Here is a 17,473-nt window from a genome sequence, read left to right on the forward strand (position 1 = left end):
GCGGCTTTAGCGCGGTGGTCCCACCTGACCCCATGCCGAACTCAGAAGTGAAACGCCGTAGCGCCGATGGTAGTGTGGGGTCTCCCCATGTGAGAGTAGGGAACTGCCAGGCATCAAATAAGTAGAGAGGCCATCCGAAAGGATGGCCTTTTTGCGTTTATACGCTGCACAAACTAATCCCCCAACGCCCTGCTTATACGGTAAACTACCTGCGTTTTTGCATCAGGATAGCGTCTATGAACCACTCCCTTAAGCCCTGGAATACCTTTGGCATTCAACGCAATGCTAAACAAATTGTTCGTGCCGATACTGCACAGCAACTGCTGGATGCATGGCAAAGCGCAACTGAAAATAACGAACCCGTACTGATTCTGGGCGAAGGAAGTAATGTCCTGTTTCTCGATGATTTTGCGGGAACGGTGATCGTTAACCGCATCATGGGGATTGATGTTGAAGAGCGTGCCGACAGCTGGCACCTGCACGTGGGGGCCGGTGAAAACTGGCATCATCTGGTGCAATTCACCCTCGAAAAAGGGATGCCGGGCCTGGAAAACCTTGCGCTTATTCCAGGCTGCGCCGGATCGTCACCTATTCAAAATATCGGTGCCTACGGCATCGAACTGAAACATGTCTGCGAATATGTCGACTGCATCGAACTGGCGACCGGAACGGCTAAGCGTTTAACGGCGGAACAGTGCCGGTTTGGCTATCGTGACAGTATCTTCAAACATGAATTTCAGGATCGCTACGTGATTGTCGCCGTGGGTCTGTGCCTGTCGAAGAACTGGCAGCCCGTGTTGACCTACGGGGATTTAACGCGTCTCGATCCGGCTACCGTAACCGCCCGCGACGTTTTTGATTCCGTTTGCCATATGCGGATGACCAAACTTCCCGATCCAAAAGTAAACGGAAACGCCGGCAGTTTCTTCAAAAACCCGGTTATCAGCAGCGAAAATGCAAAAGTCTTTCTTGAAGGATGGCCAGCCGCGCCACATTACCCTCAGGCTGATGGCAGCGTGAAGCTTGCCGCAGGATGGCTTATCGATCAATGCCAGCTAAAAGGCACTTCAGTAGGCGGTGCTGCCGTTCACCAGCAGCAGGCTCTGGTGCTGATTAATCAACGCGATGCGACCAGCGATGATGTTGTACTGCTGGCTCATTATGTTCGTCAGCGTGTGGGCGAAAAATTTAACGTCTGGCTGGAGCCAGAAGTTCGCTTCATTGGCTGCACAGGTGAAGTTAATGCCGTGGAGGCTATCGCGTGAAGGACAATACCATTCCCTTAACCCTGATTGGCATCCTTGCTGACGGTGAGTTTCATTCTGGCGAGCAGCTGGGTGAACAGCTTGGCATGAGCCGTGCTGCTATCAATAAACATATCCATACGCTTCGCGACTGGGGTGTTGATGTGTTCACGGTTCCTGGAAAAGGCTACAGCCTGCCGGAGCCGATTCAATTGCTGAATGAAGAAACGATTCGCAGCCAGATCGGACACGGCAATGTTGCGGTGCTGCCGGTGATTGATTCGACGAACCAGTATCTTCTGGATCGTCTGCCTGAGCTGACATCCGGCGATGCCTGCGTTGCTGAATATCAACAGGCCGGTCGCGGCCGTCGCGGTCGCAAATGGTTTTCGCCATTTGGCGCTAACCTCTATTTGTCTATGTACTGGCGACTCGATCAGGGCCCGGCCGCTGCTATTGGCCTGAGTCTGGTCATCGGCATCGTCATGGCGGAAGTGCTGCACGATCTGGGAGCGGATAAGGTACGTGTTAAGTGGCCTAATGACCTCTACCTCAACGATCGTAAACTTGCCGGCATTCTGGTCGAACTGACGGGAAAAACGGGCGATGCGGCGCAAATCGTCATTGGCGCAGGCCTCAACATGGTGATGCGCAATGTACAAAATGATGTGGTGAATCAGGCCTGGACTAACCTCCAGGAGGCGGGGATCGTCATCGATCGTAACACCCTTGCCGTGCGTATGATTAAAGAGTTGCGCAGTTCACTCACGCTTTTTGAGCAGGAAGGGCTGGCACCGTTCCTGTCTCGTTGGGAAAAGCTGGATAACTTCATCAACCGCCCGGTGAAACTGCTGATTGGTGATAAAGAGGTCTACGGGACTTCACGCGGTATTGACGCACAGGGCGCGCTGCTCCTGGAGCAGGATGGCGTGATTAAACCCTGGATGGGCGGTGAGATTTCACTGCGAAGTGCCGAATAACCGGATCGAGTTAATTATGCGAAAACCCGTCTGCGCAACGCTGGCCGTCATGATGAGTCTGCTGTTCTCGCCTCTCTCTCATGCGGATCGGGCCTGGGAGAGTTACAAGGCCCGCTTTTTCAAACCGGAAGGCCGCATTGTTGATACCGGTAATGGCGGCGTGTCGCATACGGAAGGTCAGGGTTTTGCCATGCTGATGGCGGTGGCCAACGACGATAAAGCCACGTTCGATAAGCTCTGGCAATGGACAGACAGTCAGCTGAAGAACAAAGAAAATGGTCTGTTTTACTGGCGCTATAATCCCGCAGAGTCCAACCCGGTCGCCGACAAAAACAACGCTGCAGATGGCGACGTGCTGATTGCCTGGGCGTTGTTGAAAGCCGACGCCCGCTGGCATGACAAACGCTACAGCGCCGCATCGGATGCAATTACAAAAGCACTGATTGACCACAGCGTGATCCGCTATGCCGGTTACCGCGTGATGCTGCCCGGCGTCCAGGGGTTTAAGCTTGAGGGTGAAATAGTACTTAATCCTTCCTATTTCGTGTTTCCGGCCTGGCAGGCCTTCTCCAGACGCAGTCATTTGCCGGTCTGGCGCGATTTGATTAAGGACGGGAAACGCCTGCTGGGGAAAATGGGCTCGGGTAAAGCGAATCTGCCCACTGACTGGGTTTCACTGGCATCAGGTGGCAAGCTGGCTCCTGCCAAAGGCTGGCCGCCGCGAATGAGCTATGACGCGATTCGTGTTCCGCTGTACGTTGCCTGGTCTGATAAGCAAAGCCCGCTGCTGACGCCGTGGAAGGCCTGGTTCGGTCAGTTCCCCCGGGAACAAACGCCCGCCTGGGTTAACGTCGCGACCAATGAATATGCGCCCTACATGATGGAAGGCGGCCTGCTGGCCGTACGTGATTTCACGATGGGGCAGGCTTCCGGTGAACCCGAAATCACCTCTAAAGACGACTACTATTCGGCAAGTCTGAAAATGCTGGTGTGGATCGCCCAGCAATAATGTCGACATTGCCCCTCTCCCCGATGGGGAGAGGGGCGTCATACCGTGTTACTGCGGATACGGTACCCAATCCCCTCCGTTCAGGCGAACGTACGGTTTGTTCTGATACTGAATGACGACCGCGTTAGCGTTCTCTGAGACTTCTGCCGTTTGCGGCAGGTTGCTGGTGAGCTGATCCCAGTTCACGCTATCCTCCACAAACAGCTTCCCGTCAACGGCGCGGGCAACCAGCTCTGAGATCGCCAGATAGCTGGTTGGCTGTGTAATCTCAATCGGTGCGCCCTGATGCGGTGCCTTCATCCCAAAGAATTTAATGCCTGCAGGCACGTTGGTGATGGATGGGCTTGGGATATCACGCAGACCCGAGACCTGCATTCTGTCACCTTTCAGCGCCCCACCGTGCTCAGGTACCACAACCACCATCACTTTACGGCCTGATTTTTCCAGTTCCGTGAAGAACGCGTCCAGCTCGTCAAAGAACTTCTGCGCACGCACTTTATAATCAGCCGTTTTGCTCACGCCCGGGAAATGGTTACCGTCGTGGAGCGGCAGGGTGTTAAAGAACGTCGCGCTGCGTGGATTGCTGTCTTTTTCGATGGTCTGCAGCCAGCGCTGCAGGACGGCAGTATCGTCATAAACGGGCGAGCCGTCGAAGCCCAGCAGAGAGACAGGAAGACCGGTTTGATCCATCAGCGGTGCCTGCATGCCGCCCTGTTCGCGCACCTCTTTCAGGAAGTTACCGAACTGGCCGTTATGCCCCAGCATCAGGTGCTGCGTAAAGCCCAGCTTTGCGAGGTTATCGAACAGATAACACTGGTTGCCGGCGGGTTGATACAGGTTTTTATGCGATGTCTGACCGCAGCTTGCACGCAGCAGGCGGATCGCCGCCGGGCCGCTGTACGAGGTGGCAGAGTTGAAATCTTTAAACTGAATATCGAAGTGTGACCACAGCGGATGAGACATCAAACCTGCGGCGTCCACGTCGGCCCAGGATAGAGAGCAGATGTTGATCACCAGCAGTTCAAACGGCTGAGCATCCGCCGGCAGCGCGTCCGGGAATTTAGTCTGTCGCTTGTCTTCCGCGGTATAGAAACTGGAGAGCCAGGCGTTCAGGTTGGTAGAGGTCGGCGGTGCGGTCTGGGTTGGGATATCACCCACCACAGGCGTATCGCCTGCCGTTGTAACGGTTGCCGCCGCGCTTCCCCCTGTGGTGGTCACCGTGGTGGTCGGTTGACCGGCAGGCCACAGCGAAAAGTTTGGCCCAGCCAGCGTCAGCACGTTAAGCCAGATCATAATCGCGACGACAAACACCGTTACGCGGATCCACTGTGACAGGAACAACCAGGCAACCAGTAGCACAAATACCGCGCCAATCATCTGCCAGTTAATAAAGCGCTCGGTCAGATCGAGGACATAGCTGGCGCTAAAGCCCGCCACCTGCGACCCCTGGCTCATAATGCTGTCCGGCCCCGGTAGCCAGGTATCATGCCAGAACAGCGCAAAGCCGACAGGTATAGCGACCCAGTGGCGCAAGCGATGTAGCCTGATATTCGGCAGCGGCATCAGCAGGAAGGCCATAAACACGAGGTTGAGAAGGGGATGGAAATTCAAATAGCCTGCCCACAGCAGGCCAAACTTCACCAGAAAGTAGAAGTTCCAGCCGGAAAGGCCGCGCCAGTATTGCCAGAGCGGCGAGGGTGACGAAGCGGTATAGGTAGAATTAGTCATGTTTTCGGTCTGCCTTGACGTGTGATGCCCGTGTCAGTGTTCCGGCTGGTTTTACATAGCGAGGTTTAATAAACAGCACTCTGGCCGTATCACGGATACGGCGTATGGAATGGCGCGCATAGTAGCCAAGCGGGAAAAAGATCAGCGCACAGAATATAACCAGTTGAATGATATCGCTGATATTCATGATGATGCGTTCTCCGCGTTGTCTGTTAATAAGCGAAGGGGTTCCGGAACCCGACGCCAGACGTGTCCATCATGTCTGGCATTGAGGATCGGTTTGGCATCGCTCTTGATAGCGAGCGGCTTAACCCATTGTTCAGGCTGGAGCGCACGCATCTGCACCAGCTCCGCGCTAATCGTATTATCTTCGAACCAAATCATACGGTTCGAGAAAATATCCCCTGTAGGCAGAGGGAAGATGTGGTTAAGCGCCGTATCGAGATCGTTTACCCGGCAGAAGGACAAAAACAGCACCAGGCGATTGTCGCCAATGGTCATGATGTCCCCTGTACGGTTCGGGCGACATAAGGTGAGAGCCTGTTCAACGCGAATACCCGGTACAGGACGCAGGGCAACCATGACCCCTTTTCCGTCTGCAGGAAGAAGCGTGTTGTTCATCATGTTGCCCACGGCGTCGCAGAAGGTATCCCATTTTTGGTACCCACGCAGCTTCATCGGCTGCGTCATGGAGAGCAGCGTGGAAATATCTTCCGGCACATGGCGGCTAAACTGCTGGCCCTGAACGCTTTCGATAAGCGTCAGGCAGCGTGACAACGGCGCATTCCATGGAATAACCATATTGGCGCCGCAGCCCAGAAGCAGGCGCTCATCGGTGGCGCGCAGGCTGGTATTATTTTCGCGCACGATAATTTTTAACGCACTTCCGCGCTGGCGGCGTAAGGTGTGGATTTGCCGCGCCAGCGTCTCAATCTGGTTATTCTGCATCAGCGAGAAAATAAGGGTTGCCGCCTGGGTTGTGCGGGCTTCATGGAAAAGGGCTTCGTTAGATTCAAACAGCGTCCAGTTTTCCGACAGGGCGGGCGCCCCCTCTAAAACCGCGATATGGCTCAGGATGCGTTTTTCATCACTGCGCGGCTGCACCACGGTTTCTTCCTGCTGCGCCAGGTGCCACTCGCCCTCAATATGTTTCAGCGTAAGCTGTTGCCTGGCGCTCACGCCTTTTTCATTACACCAGAATGCAATATCGTAGAGATAGCTGCCTGCCTGGTCACGAACGCTTGCCAGACCGAACAGGGAGCGATATTCGCCCATTAAAAGTGAGAACAGCTTGTCATTATTACTGCCGGGATTGACTATCAATAGCGTGCAATTTTGAAATTTTGCCCATTTATTGATTTTTTCCAGCCAGGGCAGCAGTTTTTCAGCGGACATATTTTGCAGGACGTTATTTGCGCATTTCAGAATCACTAAATAGTGATCCGGATCAATAGAGCACTGAACGTCGCGGGACAAAAAGTATAGACTATCGGCTTCCGATGTCATGGAAAATAATCGCACCGTCTGGGGGCCGCGACCACTTTCAAGCGTAATAATTTTCTTCGGATCTTCGCCCATGCTAATGACGGCCACGCGGGAATCCTTATCCTGAGCAGCAATTGTCTGGTTTACCAGACTGATAGCATCTTCATTACGGTCCGTATTAATCCACCAGACTCCTCCGACTGGCATGTGGCTCAATTCGTCCCATAATGACTGGATGCCAATAGAAAATATGGAGTCCACGGTGTCCCTCTTTTCGTCTAATTTATCTGTATCTCAGTTTACTAGCGAAAGCGTAGAAATAAACCTAACATTGAAATTAAAGAACATCAGATTTAGCATGTAAATGAAATTTGTCAGGGCAGGAAGCCCCGCAACTTCTTTAGCGTGCGATTTTCCTTAAAGGGATGGAAAAAGAATGGATAATAACGAACCTGGAACCCCAGTCGACTCGACTCTGGGTTACACATTCCAAAACGATTTTCTGGCGCTGACGCAGGCCTTTTCTTTACCTGAAATAGATTACACCGATATTTCCCAGCGGGAACAGTTGGCCGCGGCTATTAAACGCTGGCCGTTATTAGCTGAATTCGCCCATCAACAATAAGGGAGCCATTGATGGCCATACTCGGATTACAGGGTGTCCGTGGCGGTGTGGGTACCACATCAGTTACTGCGGCGCTGGCGTGGTCATTACAGCTTTTAGGTGAATCGGTGCTGGTTATTGACGCCTGCGCCGATAATTTGTTGCGTATGTCCTTTAACGTCGACTTTTCTCGTGAAGAGGGCTGGGCCCGGGCATTGCTTGATGATAAAGACTGGCAGGATGCGGGGATGCGCTATACCTCCCAGCTCGATCTGCTGCCGTTTGGGCAACTGACCACCACGGAACGCGAGAATGAAGCCGCGTATCAGCGCCTGTTTTCGCAGTTCACGCTGGCGCTGCAAACCCTGAAAGAAAAGGGGCACTACAAGTGGATCCTGCTGGATCTGCCGCACGGCGCCGGCACGCTGACCCGACAGCTAATCGCCCAGTGCGATCATATACTTTCCATCGTCAACGTCGATGCGAACTGCCATATCCGCCTGCATCAGCAGGGGCTGCCTCAGAACGCTCACCTTCTGATTAACGATTTGCGCATTGGCAGCCAGATCCAGGACGATCTGTATCAGGTCTGGCTGCAAAGCCAGCGCCGTCTGCTTCCCATTGTCATCCATCGTGATGAGGGGATGGCGGAATGCCTTGCGTCTAAGCAACCGCTCGGCGAATACCGCAGCGATTCACTGGCGGCAGAAGAGATCCTGACGCTGGCTAACTGGTGTCTGCTGAACTTCGCCAACAGGGCGGAGCATGCAGGGAGTTCTGTATGAGTCGTCTCGCCAGCTGGTTACTCATCCCACCGGTCAGTTCGCGTTTGAGCGAACATTACCGGCATTTCCGCCGGCACGGTGCTTCGGCATTTAGCGCCGCGCTCGGCTGTTTCTGGATGATTCTGGCCTGGATGTTTATTCCACTCGAACACCCGCGCTGGCAGCGCATACGTGCCCGGCAAAGTGAGCTATATCCGCATATTAATCCCAACCGACCGCGTCCTTTGGATCCGGCGCGCTATCTCATTCAGGCCATCTGGCTGGTGGTCACGTCATCCCGCTCAGAGAAAATAACGCCGCACTGGCGCAGCTTCTCCCGGGTTCAGCAGTTACGTGAGCGCTACCACCAGTGGCTGGATAAACTGCCCAACAGCGTAAGCGATAAGACCAGCCATCTGGATAACCATAAAGAGCTCGGGCATCTTCACCCGGGCCTGCGGCGTTTTATCCTCGGCGTGATCGTCGTGTTCTCGCTCATTCTGGCGCTGGTCTGTATTACGCAGCCTTTCAACCCTCTGGCGCAGTTCACCTTCCTGATCCTGCTGTGGGGCGTGGCGCTGCTGGTCCGCCGTATTCCGGGCCGCTTCTCGGCGCTGATGCTGATTGTGCTGTCGTTGACCGTCTCCTGTCGCTACATCTGGTGGCGTTATACCTCAACCCTGAACTGGGACGACCCGGTCAGCCTGGTGTGCGGCCTGGTGCTGCTGTTTGCCGAAACCTACGCCTGGATCGTGCTGGTGCTGGGCTATTTCCAGGTGATTTGGCCGCTCAACCGCCAGCCGGTTCCGCTGCCTAAAGACACCGCGCAGTGGCCGTCTGTTGATCTCTTTGTACCGACCTACAACGAAGATCTGAGCGTGGTGAAAAACACCATTTATGCCGCGCTGGGCATCGACTGGCCGAAAGACAAGCTCAAGGTCTGGATCCTGGATGACGGCAACCGTCCGGCGTTCCGCCAGTTCGCAGAGGAGGTCGGCGTCGAGTACATCGCCCGTCCGACTCACGAGCATGCGAAAGCCGGGAACATCAACAACGCGTTGAAGTATGCCACAGGGGAGTTTGTCTCGATCTTTGACTGTGACCACGTGCCGACGCGCTCGTTCCTGCAGATGACCATGGGCTGGTTCCTGAAGGAGAAAGAGCTGGCGATGATGCAGACGCCGCACCACTTCTTCTCGCCGGATCCGTTTGAACGTAACCTTGGCCGCTTCCGTAAAACCCCGAACGAAGGCACGCTGTTCTATGGCCTGGTGCAGGACGGAAACGACATGTGGGATGCCACCTTCTTCTGCGGCTCCTGTGCGGTTATCCGCCGTAAGCCGCTGGATGAAATTGGCGGTATCGCCGTCGAAACGGTAACTGAAGATGCGCACACCTCTCTGCGCCTGCACCGTCGTGGCTATACCTCGGCGTATATGCGTATTCCGCAGGCCGCCGGTCTGGCAACGGAGTCACTGTCGGCGCACATTGGTCAGCGTATTCGCTGGGCGCGCGGCATGGTGCAGATTTTCCGTCTCGATAACCCACTGATTGGGAAAGGGCTCAAGCTGGCGCAACGTCTCTGCTACGTCAACGCCATGTTCCACTTCTTATCCGGTATCCCGCGGCTGATCTTCCTGACCGCGCCGCTGGCGTTCCTGCTCCTTCACGCTTATATCATTTACGCCCCGGCGCTGATGATTGCGCTGTTTGTTCTGCCGCACATGATCCACGCGAGCCTGACGAACTCGAAGATACAGGGTAAATACCGCCATTCCTTCTGGAGTGAAATCTACGAGACGGTGCTGGCCTGGTATATCGCGCCGCCGACGATGGTCGCGCTGATTAACCCGCACAAAGGGAAATTTAACGTCACCGCCAAGGGCGGCCTGGTGGAAGAAGAGTACGTCGACTGGGTGATCTCCCGTCCGTATATCTTCCTGGTATTGCTGAATATCGTTGGCGTCATCGCCGGTATCTGGCGTTACTTCTACGGCCCGGAAAACGAAATCCTGACCGTCTTCGTGAGTATGGCCTGGGTCTTCTACAACCTGATTATCCTCGGCGGCGCGGTGGCGGTGTCGGTGGAAAGCAAGCAGGTTCGTCGTGCGCATCGCGTTGAAATCTGCATGCCTGCGGCGATCGCCCGTGAAGATGGCCATCTCTTCTCCTGTACAGTGCACGACTTCTCTGACGGTGGTCTGGGGATCAAAATCAATGGCCAGGCGAAGGTGCTGGAAGGCCAGAAAGTTAACCTGCTGCTTAAGCGCGGCCAGCAGGAGTATGTCTTCCCGACGCAGGTTGTTCGCGTGGCGGGCAATGAAGTCGGTTTGCAGCTGATGCCGTTGACCAAAAAGCAGCATATCGATTTTGTGCAGTGTACGTTTGCCCGCGCGGACACGTGGGCTCTCTGGCAGGACAGCTTCCCGGAAGATAAACCTCTGGAAAGCCTGCTGGATATTCTGAAGCTGGGGTTCCGTGGCTATCGTCACCTTGCAGAATTCGCCCCGTCGTCGGTGAAATTAATTTTCCGGTCACTTACTTCGCTGGTTTCCTGGGTCGTGTCGTTCATTCCTCGTCGTCCTGAGCGGGATGAGGCGAAGCAGGCGGACCCGGTTATGGCTCAACAATGATGATAACGCGATGAAAACAAAACTTTCCTGGTTATGTGCAGTGGCAATGGGGATGAATGTCCTCCCCGCAACAATGGCTAACGCAGCTCCTGGTAACGCAGCGGCAACGCCTGCGCCAACGGTACCTGTCGTCGCGCAAGCAACCGATCCGGTTGTCACCGCGGCACCTGGTCAAACAGAAAACATCATGCCGAACCAGCCAACGGAGGGGAACACCCTGCCGGCAGACGGCCAGGTCATCGGGCAGGTAATGCCTGGCGTCCGGGGGGCGAATGCGCCCGTCGTTGCGGACAATGCGCCGTCGCGGGACGTGAAGCTGACCTTCGCGCAAATTGCGCCGCCTCCGGGCAGTATGGTGCTGCGCGGCATCAACCCTAACGGCGGCATTGAGTTTGGCATGCGCAGCGATGAGGTCGTCTCTAATGCGGTGCTGAACCTGGAATACACGCCGTCGCCGTCTCTGCTGCCGACGCAGTCTCAGCTGAAGGTCTACCTGAATGATGAGCTGATGGACGTACTGCCGGTCACCAAAGAGCAGCTGGGCAAGAAAACCCAGGCGCAGGTGCCGATCAACCCGCTGTTCATCACCGACTTTAACCGTATCCGTCTGGAATTTGTCGGCCACTACCGCGATGTCTGCGAAAACCCGGCCAGCAACACGCTGTGGATGGACGTCGGGCGTAACTCCTCGCTGCAGATGACCTACCAGTCGCTGGCGCTGAAAAACGATCTCTCGGCATTCCCGGTTCCGTTCTTCGATCCGCGTGATAACCGTCCGCTCACGCTGCCGATGGTGTTTGCATCATCCCCGGACGTGACCGAGCAGCTGGCGGCCACCATTGTGGCGTCCTGGTTTGGTTCACGCGCCGGCTGGCGTGGACAGAGCTTCCCGGCGATGTATGACAAACTGCCGGACAGAAATGCCATTGTGTTTGCGACCAACGCGAAACGCCCGGCCTTCCTGCGCGATCATCCGGACGTCAAAGCGCCGACCGTTGAGATGATAAGCCACCCGGAAAACCCATACGTGAAGCTGCTGGTGGTGTTTGGCCGTGATGATAAAGATCTGGTGCAGGCAGCAAAAGCCATTGCCCAGGGCAACGTCCTTTTCCGTGGCAACAGCGTTGTAGTGGATGAGGTCAAACCGCTGCTGGCGCGTAAACCTTATGATGCGCCAAACTGGGTGCGTACCGACCGTGCGGTGACATTTGGTGAGCTGAAAACCTATGAAGAACAGCTGCAGGCGACGGGGCTTGAGCCAGCGCCGATTAGCCTGTCACTGAATCTGCCGCCGGATCTGTATCTGCTGCGTACCAACGGCATCGATATCAATCTGAACTACCGTTATACCGCGCCAGCGACCAAAGACAGCTCGCGCATGGATATCAGCCTGAACAACCAGTTCCTGCAGTCGTTCAGCCTGCAAAGCACGCAGGATACTAACCGCCTGATGCTTCGCCTGCCGGTGTTGCAGGGGTTGCTGGACGGTAAAACGGATGTCTCCATTCCGGCACTGAAGCTTGGCGCGATAAACCAGCTGCGCTTTGACTTCCAGTACATGAACCCGACGCCTGGCGGTTCGGCGGAAAACTGCATCACCTTCCAGCCCGTACAGAACCACGTCGTGATTGGCGATGAGTCGACCATCGACTTCTCGAAGTACTATCACTTCCTGGCGATGCCGGATCTGCGCGCCTTTGCTAACGCGGGCTTCCCGTTCAGCCGCATGGCCGATCTCTCTGAATCCATCGTTGTGATGCCAAAAGCGCCAAGCGAAGGGCAGGTCACGACCCTGCTGGATACCATGGCGACCGTTGGAGGACAGACGGGATTACCGGCGATTAACGTCACGTTGACGGACGATGGCAGCCAGATCCAGAACAAAGATGCTGACATCATGGTGATCGGTACCATTCCGGATAAGCTGAAGGATGACAAACGTATCGACCTGCTGGTGAAAGCGGCCCAGTCCTGGGTTAACACGCCGCTGCGCCAGACCGAGTTCCCGAGCATTATGCCGGATATGAACGACCGTCAGGCCAGCGCGCAGACGACGGTAACGTCTCAGGGGGCAATGGCCGCGGTGGTGGGCTTCCAGTCACCTTACAACGAACAGCGTAGCGTGGTGGCTCTTCTGGCGGACAGCCGCGCGGGTATGAACTGCTCAATACGGCCATGAACGACAGCGGTAAACGTGCAGCGATGTTTGGATCCGTGTCGGTGATCCGTGAGTCCGGCGTCAATAGCCTGCGCGTGGGCGACGTGTACTACGTGGGCCATCTGCCGTGGTTCGAACGCCTGTGGTATGCGCTGGCTAACCATCCGGTTCTGCTCGCCATCCTGGCGGCGGTCAGCGTGGTCTTGCTGGCATGGGTGCTGTGGCGTCTGCTGCGTATCATCAGCCGTCGTCGCCTGAACCCGGATGAGTAAGATGTGATGAAAGCCTTTCGCTGGTGTGCATTAGCAGCGTTGGTGCTGGCGGCGCTTCCTCTTCGCGCCGCCTGTACCTGGCCTGCCTGGGAGCAGTTTAAAAAGGATTACATCAGTGAGGGCGGGCGTGTCGTTGATCCCAGCGACACGCGCAAAATTACGACCTCGGAAGGGCAAAGCTACGCCTTGTTCTTTGCCCTTGCGGCGAACGATCGCAGCGCGTTTGACCAGCTGCTGACCTGGACGCGCGATAATCTTGCCAGCGGCAATCTCAACGACCATCTGCCCGCCTGGCTATGGGGCCAGAAAGATAAAGAGACGTGGGCGGTGATAGATACCAACTCCGCCTCTGACGCCGATGTCTGGATCGCCTGGTCTCTGCTCGAAGCGGGCCGGTTGTGGAAACATCCGGACTATACCCGCACGGGTAAGGCGCTGCTGAAACGCATTGTCAGTGAGGAAGTGGTGAAAGTGCCGGGGCTCGGCGCAATGCTTCTTCCCGGTAAAGTCGGTTTTGCCGATGAAAACGTCTGGCGTTTTAACCCCAGCTATCTTCCTCCGCAGGTAGCGAGTTATTTCACGCGCTTTGGTCCCCCGTGGACCCAGCTTCGTGAAACCAATCAGCGTCTGCTGCTGGAGAGCGCGCCGAAAGGTTTTTCGCCGGACTGGGTTCAGTATCAGAAAAACAAAGGCTGGCGGTTACAGCAGGATAAATCGCTGGTGGGCGGCTACGACGCCATCCGCGTTTATCTCTGGGTGGGAATGATGAGTGATAAAGATCCTCAGAAAGCCCGGCTGCTGACGCGCTTTCAGCCGATGGCGGCAAAGACAATGAAACGGGGTGTGCCGCCGGAAAAAGTGGATGTGGCGACGGGTAAACGCACCGGGAATGGCCCGGTCGGGTTCTCTGCCGCCATGCTGCCGTTTTTACAACAACGTGATGCCCAGGCGGTTCAGCGCCAGCGCGTTGCAGACCATTTTCCCGATAACAATGCCTATTACAGCTACGTGCTGACTCTCTTTGGGCAAGGATGGGATCAGCATCGTTTTCGCTTCACCGCAAAAGGTGAATTAATACCGGATTGGGGCCAGGAATGCGCAAGTTCACAGTAAATCTACTCACTTTATCGCTTGGCCTGGCACTGATGCCGATGGCTGAAGCCGCCAACTCTCCGCAGCAGAAACAGCTGCTGGAACAGGTTCGGCTGGGCGAATCGACACAGCGTGAGGATTTGGTTCGTCAGTCGCTTTATCGTCTTGAGCTGATTGACCCGAACAACCCTGACGTCATTGCTGCACGCTTTCGCTACCTGCTGCGCCAGGGCGATAACGCGGGTGCGCAAAAAGAGCTGGATCGTCTGAAAGGGATCGCGCCGGGCTCAAGTGCATACCAGTCATCACGCAACACGATGCTGCTGTCCACGCCGGATGGCCGCCAGCAGCTCCAGCAGGCGCGATTGCTCGCCACCACGGGACATACGCAGGAGGCGATTGCAGCCTATGACAAGCTGTTTGACGGCAACCCGCCGGGCGGCGACGTGGCGACGGAATACTGGAATGTGGTCGCCAAAGATCCTGCTCGCCGGAATGCGGCCATTAACCAGCTCAAGAAAATTAATACCAGCAGCCCCGGAAATACGCAGCTGCAGGCGACGCTGTCCCAGCTTTTGTTCCAGAGCGGACGCCGTGATGAAGGCTTTGCGGTATTGCAGGAGATGGCTAAATCGACCAACGGGCGCAGCCAGGCGTCTGATATGTGGTATGACCAAATCAAAGGCCAGCCTGCCAGCAGCGCCAGCGTCAGCGCGCTGCAAAAATACCTGAGCGTATTCAGTGACGGCGATAGCGTCGCGGCGGCGCGTGCCCAGCTCGAAGAACAGCAAAAACAGCTCTCTGACCCGGCGTTCCGCGCGAAAGCGGAAGGGCTGGCGGCGGTGGATGCCGGGCAGGGAAGTAAGGCGGTGGCTGAGCTGCAAAAAGCCGTCAGCGCCAACCATGCCGACAGTGAAGCGGTAGGTGCCCTTGGCCAGGCTTATTCCCAGAAAGGCGACCGCGCCCGCGCGGTGGCGCAGTTTGAAAAGGCGATTGCCCTCGATCCTCAGAGCGATAACCGGGGTAAATGGGACAGTCTGCTGAAGGTTAACCGTTACTGGCTTCTGATCCAGCAGGGCGATGCGGCCCTGAAGGCGAATAACCCTGCGCAGGCGGAGCGTTACTATCAGCAGGCGCGCGGTATCGACAATACCGACAGTTATGCCGTGCTGGGGTTGGGCGATGCCGCCGCGGCGCGTAAAGATAACGACGCGGCGGAACGTTACTATCGCCAGGCGCTGCGTATGGACAGCGGCAACAGCAATGCGGTCCGCGGCCTGGCCAATATTTACCGCGCGCAGTCCCCGGAGAAGGCCTCGCAGTTTATCCAGTCTCTCTCCGCCAGCCAGCGCCGGAGCATTGATGATATTGAGCGCAGCCTGACCAACGAGCAGCTCTCCGCTCAGGCAGAACAGCTGGAAAATCAGGGAAAATACGCCCAGGCGGCAGAGATTCAGCGTCGCCGTCTGGCGCTCTCTCCCGGCGACGTGTGGATAACCTACCGTCTCTCGCGCGATCTCTACAGCGCGGGTCAGCGCAGCCAGGCGGATACCCTGATGCGTCAGCTTGCCAGCCAGAAACCGACCGATCCGGATCAGGTGTACGCCAGCGGGCTCTATCTTTCCGGCAACGATCAGGACCGCGCCGCGCTGGCGCATCTGGACACGCTGCCGCGCAGCCAGTGGAACGGCAATATTCAGGAGCTTGCCGACCGCCTGCAAAGCAACCAGGTGCTGGAAACCGCCAACCGTCTGCGCGACAGCGGCAAAGAGCAGGAGGCGGAAAACCTTCTGCGTCAGCAGCCAACCTCCACCCGCATCGACCTGACGCTGGCGGACTGGGCGCAGCAGCGTGGCGATCTGGCGTCGGCGAAAACGACGTACAACGCCGTTCTGCAGCGTGAACCGCAGAACGAAGACGCGATCCTCGGCCTGACCGAGATTTATAGCGCGCAGGGCGACAAAGATGCCGCGCGCGCAGAGCTGGCGAAACTGCCCGCCGCGCAAAACGGCCAGCCGCTGTCGCTCAACATGCAGCGCCGGATCGCGATGGCGCAGGCAGGCCTGGGCGATTCCGCTGCCGCAGAACAGACCTTCAACAACATCATTCCGCAGGCTAAATCGCAGCCCGGCTCCATGGAAAACGCGCTGGTGTTACGTGATGCCGCGCGTTTCCAGGCGCAAAACGGTCAGCCTCAGCAGGCGCTGGAAACCTATAAAGACGCGATGGTGTCGACGGGCATCACCACGACGCGTCCGGCCGACAATGACAGTTTCACCCGTCTGACGCGTAACGATGAAAAAGACGACTGGCTGAAGCGCGGCGTGCGCAGCGATGCCGGTGACTTGTACCGTCAGCAGGATGTTAACGTCACGCTGCAGCACGACTATTGGGGCTCCAGCGGCACGGGCGGCTATTCTGACCTGAAAGCGCACACTACCATGCTGCAGGTGGATGCTCCGCTGTCTGACGGGCGCATGTTCTTCAGAAGCGATCTGGTCAACATGGACGCCGGTTCATTTGATAACAATAACGGGACCTACGATCCAAAATGGGGGACCTGCTACGAAACGCCGTGTAGCGGCAACACCCATCAGTCCGACAATGGCGCAAGCGTCGCCGTCGGCTGGCAGAATAAAACCTGGGCGATGGATATTGGCACCACGCCAATGGGCTTTGACGTCGTCGACGTGGTGGGCGGCATCAGCTACAGCAGCGATCTGGGCCCTGTCGGCTATACCGTTAACGCCCATCGCCGCCCCATCTCCAGCTCTCTGCTGGCCTTCGCCGGGCAAAAAGATACCAACACCGGCACCACCTGGGGCGGCGTACGTGCACCGGTGGCGGCGTAAGCATGAGCTATGACAAAGGGGAAGCGAACGGCGTCTGGTCAAGCCTGAACGCGGAAACGCTGACGGGTAAAAATGTGGAAGATAACTGGCGCGTCCGCTGGATGACGGGTTACTACTACAAGCTCATTAATAAAAACAACGAGCGCCTGACGGTCGGCGTCTCCAATATGCTCTGGCACTACGACAAAGACCTGAGCGGTTATACCCTGGGTCAGGGCGGCTACTACAGCCCGCAGGAGTATGTCTCCTTTGCACTGCCGGTGACCTGGCGTAAACGCACGGAGAACTGGTCCTGGGAGCTGGGCGGCTCGGTGTCCTGGTCTCACTCGAAAACCAAAGACGAACTGCGCTACCCGATCCAGAATCTGATCCCGACCGATGAGCCAGACCGCTATACCGACCGGGGCGTGATGGAAACCGGCAGCAGTTCCTCAGGCACGGGTTATACCGCGCGGGCCATTATCGAACGCCGCGTAACGTCCAACTGGTTTGTGGGCATGGGCGTGGATATTCAGGAAGCGAAAGACTATACCCCAAGCCATGCGCTGATCTATGTGCGTTACTCTGCTGCAGGCTGGCAGGGCGATATGGACTTACCGCCGCAGCCGCTCATCCCTTACGCGGACTGGTAATCGGATTATCCTTAATCCAT

The 17,473-nt window shown here is 56.5% G+C and carries 10 protein-coding genes, 1 rRNA gene and 2 pseudogenes; 10 read left to right on the forward strand and 3 right to left on the reverse strand.

The window, feature by feature from the left end; all coding sequences use genetic code 11:
• The 4 genes from rrf to ACZ6J2_RS16800 form a co-directional block, all read left to right on the forward strand.
• Positions 1–112, forward strand: a 5S ribosomal RNA gene (rrf, locus tag ACZ6J2_RS16785); the annotation flags it as partial.
• A 124-nt stretch (positions 113–236) separates the two neighbouring features.
• Positions 237–1,265, forward strand: coding sequence for a UDP-N-acetylmuramate dehydrogenase (murB, locus tag ACZ6J2_RS16790; protein ID WP_471726254.1), 1,029 nt, complete (start codon positions 237–239; stop codon positions 1,263–1,265).
• Positions 1,262–2,224 (forward strand): bifunctional biotin--[acetyl-CoA-carboxylase] ligase/biotin operon repressor BirA, encoded by a 963-nt coding sequence (gene birA, locus ACZ6J2_RS16795; RefSeq protein WP_471726255.1) that lies wholly within the window; start codon positions 1,262–1,264, stop codon positions 2,222–2,224. The genes murB and birA overlap by 4 nt, the downstream gene beginning before the upstream one ends.
• A 16-nt stretch (positions 2,225–2,240) precedes the next feature.
• Positions 2,241–3,233, forward strand: coding sequence for a glycosyl hydrolase family 8 (locus tag ACZ6J2_RS16800; RefSeq protein ID WP_471726256.1), 993 nt, complete (start codon positions 2,241–2,243; stop codon positions 3,231–3,233).
• 48 nt (positions 3,234–3,281) lie between these two features.
• Here the strand turns inward: ACZ6J2_RS16800 and bcsG are convergent, their stop codons facing one another.
• The 3 genes from bcsG to bcsE are packed head-to-tail and all read right to left on the reverse strand — an operon-like array spanning position 3,282 to position 6,707.
• Positions 3,282–4,961 (reverse strand): cellulose biosynthesis protein BcsG, encoded by a 1,680-nt coding sequence (bcsG, locus tag ACZ6J2_RS16805; protein ID WP_033146878.1) that lies wholly within the window; start codon positions 4,959–4,961, stop codon positions 3,282–3,284.
• Complete coding sequence (bcsF, locus tag ACZ6J2_RS16810) at positions 4,954–5,151, reverse strand: cellulose biosynthesis protein BcsF (RefSeq protein ID WP_024908822.1); 198 nt, start codon at positions 5,149–5,151, stop codon at positions 4,954–4,956. The genes bcsG and bcsF overlap by 8 nt, the downstream gene beginning before the upstream one ends.
• The gene (bcsE, locus tag ACZ6J2_RS16815; protein WP_471726257.1) at positions 5,145–6,707 is read right to left on the reverse strand and encodes a cellulose biosynthesis c-di-GMP-binding protein BcsE; all 1,563 of its coding nucleotides are present in this window, start codon (positions 6,705–6,707) and stop codon (positions 5,145–5,147) included. The genes bcsF and bcsE overlap by 7 nt, the downstream gene beginning before the upstream one ends.
• Positions 6,708–6,882: 175 nt before the next feature.
• Here bcsE and bcsR point away from each other — a divergent pair, with 175 nt between their 5' ends.
• From bcsR to bcsC, 6 genes and pseudogenes are all read left to right on the forward strand, one after another.
• Positions 6,883–7,071: a cellulose biosynthesis protein BcsR gene (gene bcsR / locus ACZ6J2_RS16820; RefSeq protein ID WP_008503237.1), complete on the forward strand. Its 189-nt coding sequence runs from the start codon at positions 6,883–6,885 to the stop codon at positions 7,069–7,071.
• An 11-nt stretch (positions 7,072–7,082) separates the two neighbouring features.
• The gene (bcsQ, locus tag ACZ6J2_RS16825; protein ID WP_023333774.1) at positions 7,083–7,835 is read left to right on the forward strand and encodes a cellulose biosynthesis protein BcsQ; all 753 of its coding nucleotides are present in this window, start codon (positions 7,083–7,085) and stop codon (positions 7,833–7,835) included.
• Positions 7,832–10,447: a UDP-forming cellulose synthase catalytic subunit gene (gene bcsA / locus ACZ6J2_RS16830; RefSeq protein WP_471726259.1), complete on the forward strand. Its 2,616-nt coding sequence runs from the start codon at positions 7,832–7,834 to the stop codon at positions 10,445–10,447. The genes bcsQ and bcsA overlap by 4 nt, the downstream gene beginning before the upstream one ends.
• Positions 10,448–10,457: 10 nt before the next feature.
• Positions 10,458–12,877 (forward strand): annotated as a pseudogene (gene bcsB / locus ACZ6J2_RS16835) (cellulose biosynthesis cyclic di-GMP-binding regulatory protein BcsB).
• 6 nt (positions 12,878–12,883) lie between these two features.
• Positions 12,884–13,990: a cellulose synthase complex periplasmic endoglucanase BcsZ gene (bcsZ, locus tag ACZ6J2_RS16840; RefSeq protein WP_471726327.1), complete on the forward strand. Its 1,107-nt coding sequence runs from the start codon at positions 12,884–12,886 to the stop codon at positions 13,988–13,990.
• A pseudogene (bcsC, locus tag ACZ6J2_RS16845) lies at positions 13,972–17,453 on the forward strand (cellulose synthase complex outer membrane protein BcsC). The gene bcsZ and the pseudogene bcsC overlap by 19 nt, the downstream one beginning before the upstream one ends.
• Positions 17,454–17,473 lie beyond the last annotated feature (20 nt).

The sequence above is a fragment of the Enterobacter sp. E14S genome (assembly GCF_055666685.1).

Excerpts from the sequence above, each read along its gene's own strand:
- murB (WP_471726254.1), top strand. The coding sequence starts at position 237 with ATGAACCACTCCCTTAAGCCCTGGAATACCTTTGGCATTCAACGCAAT.
- ACZ6J2_RS16800 (WP_471726256.1), top strand. The coding sequence starts at position 2,241 with ATGCGAAAACCCGTCTGCGCAACGCTGGCCGTCATGATGAGTCTGCTG.
- bcsG (WP_033146878.1), bottom strand. The coding sequence starts at position 4,961 with ATGACTAATTCTACCTATACCGCTTCGTCACCCTCGCCGCTCTGGCAA.
- bcsR (WP_008503237.1), top strand. The coding sequence starts at position 6,883 with ATGGATAATAACGAACCTGGAACCCCAGTCGACTCGACTCTGGGTTAC.
- bcsQ (WP_023333774.1), top strand. The coding sequence starts at position 7,083 with ATGGCCATACTCGGATTACAGGGTGTCCGTGGCGGTGTGGGTACCACA.
- bcsA (WP_471726259.1), top strand. The coding sequence starts at position 7,832 with ATGAGTCGTCTCGCCAGCTGGTTACTCATCCCACCGGTCAGTTCGCGT.
- bcsZ (WP_471726327.1), top strand. The coding sequence starts at position 12,884 with ATGAAAGCCTTTCGCTGGTGTGCATTAGCAGCGTTGGTGCTGGCGGCG.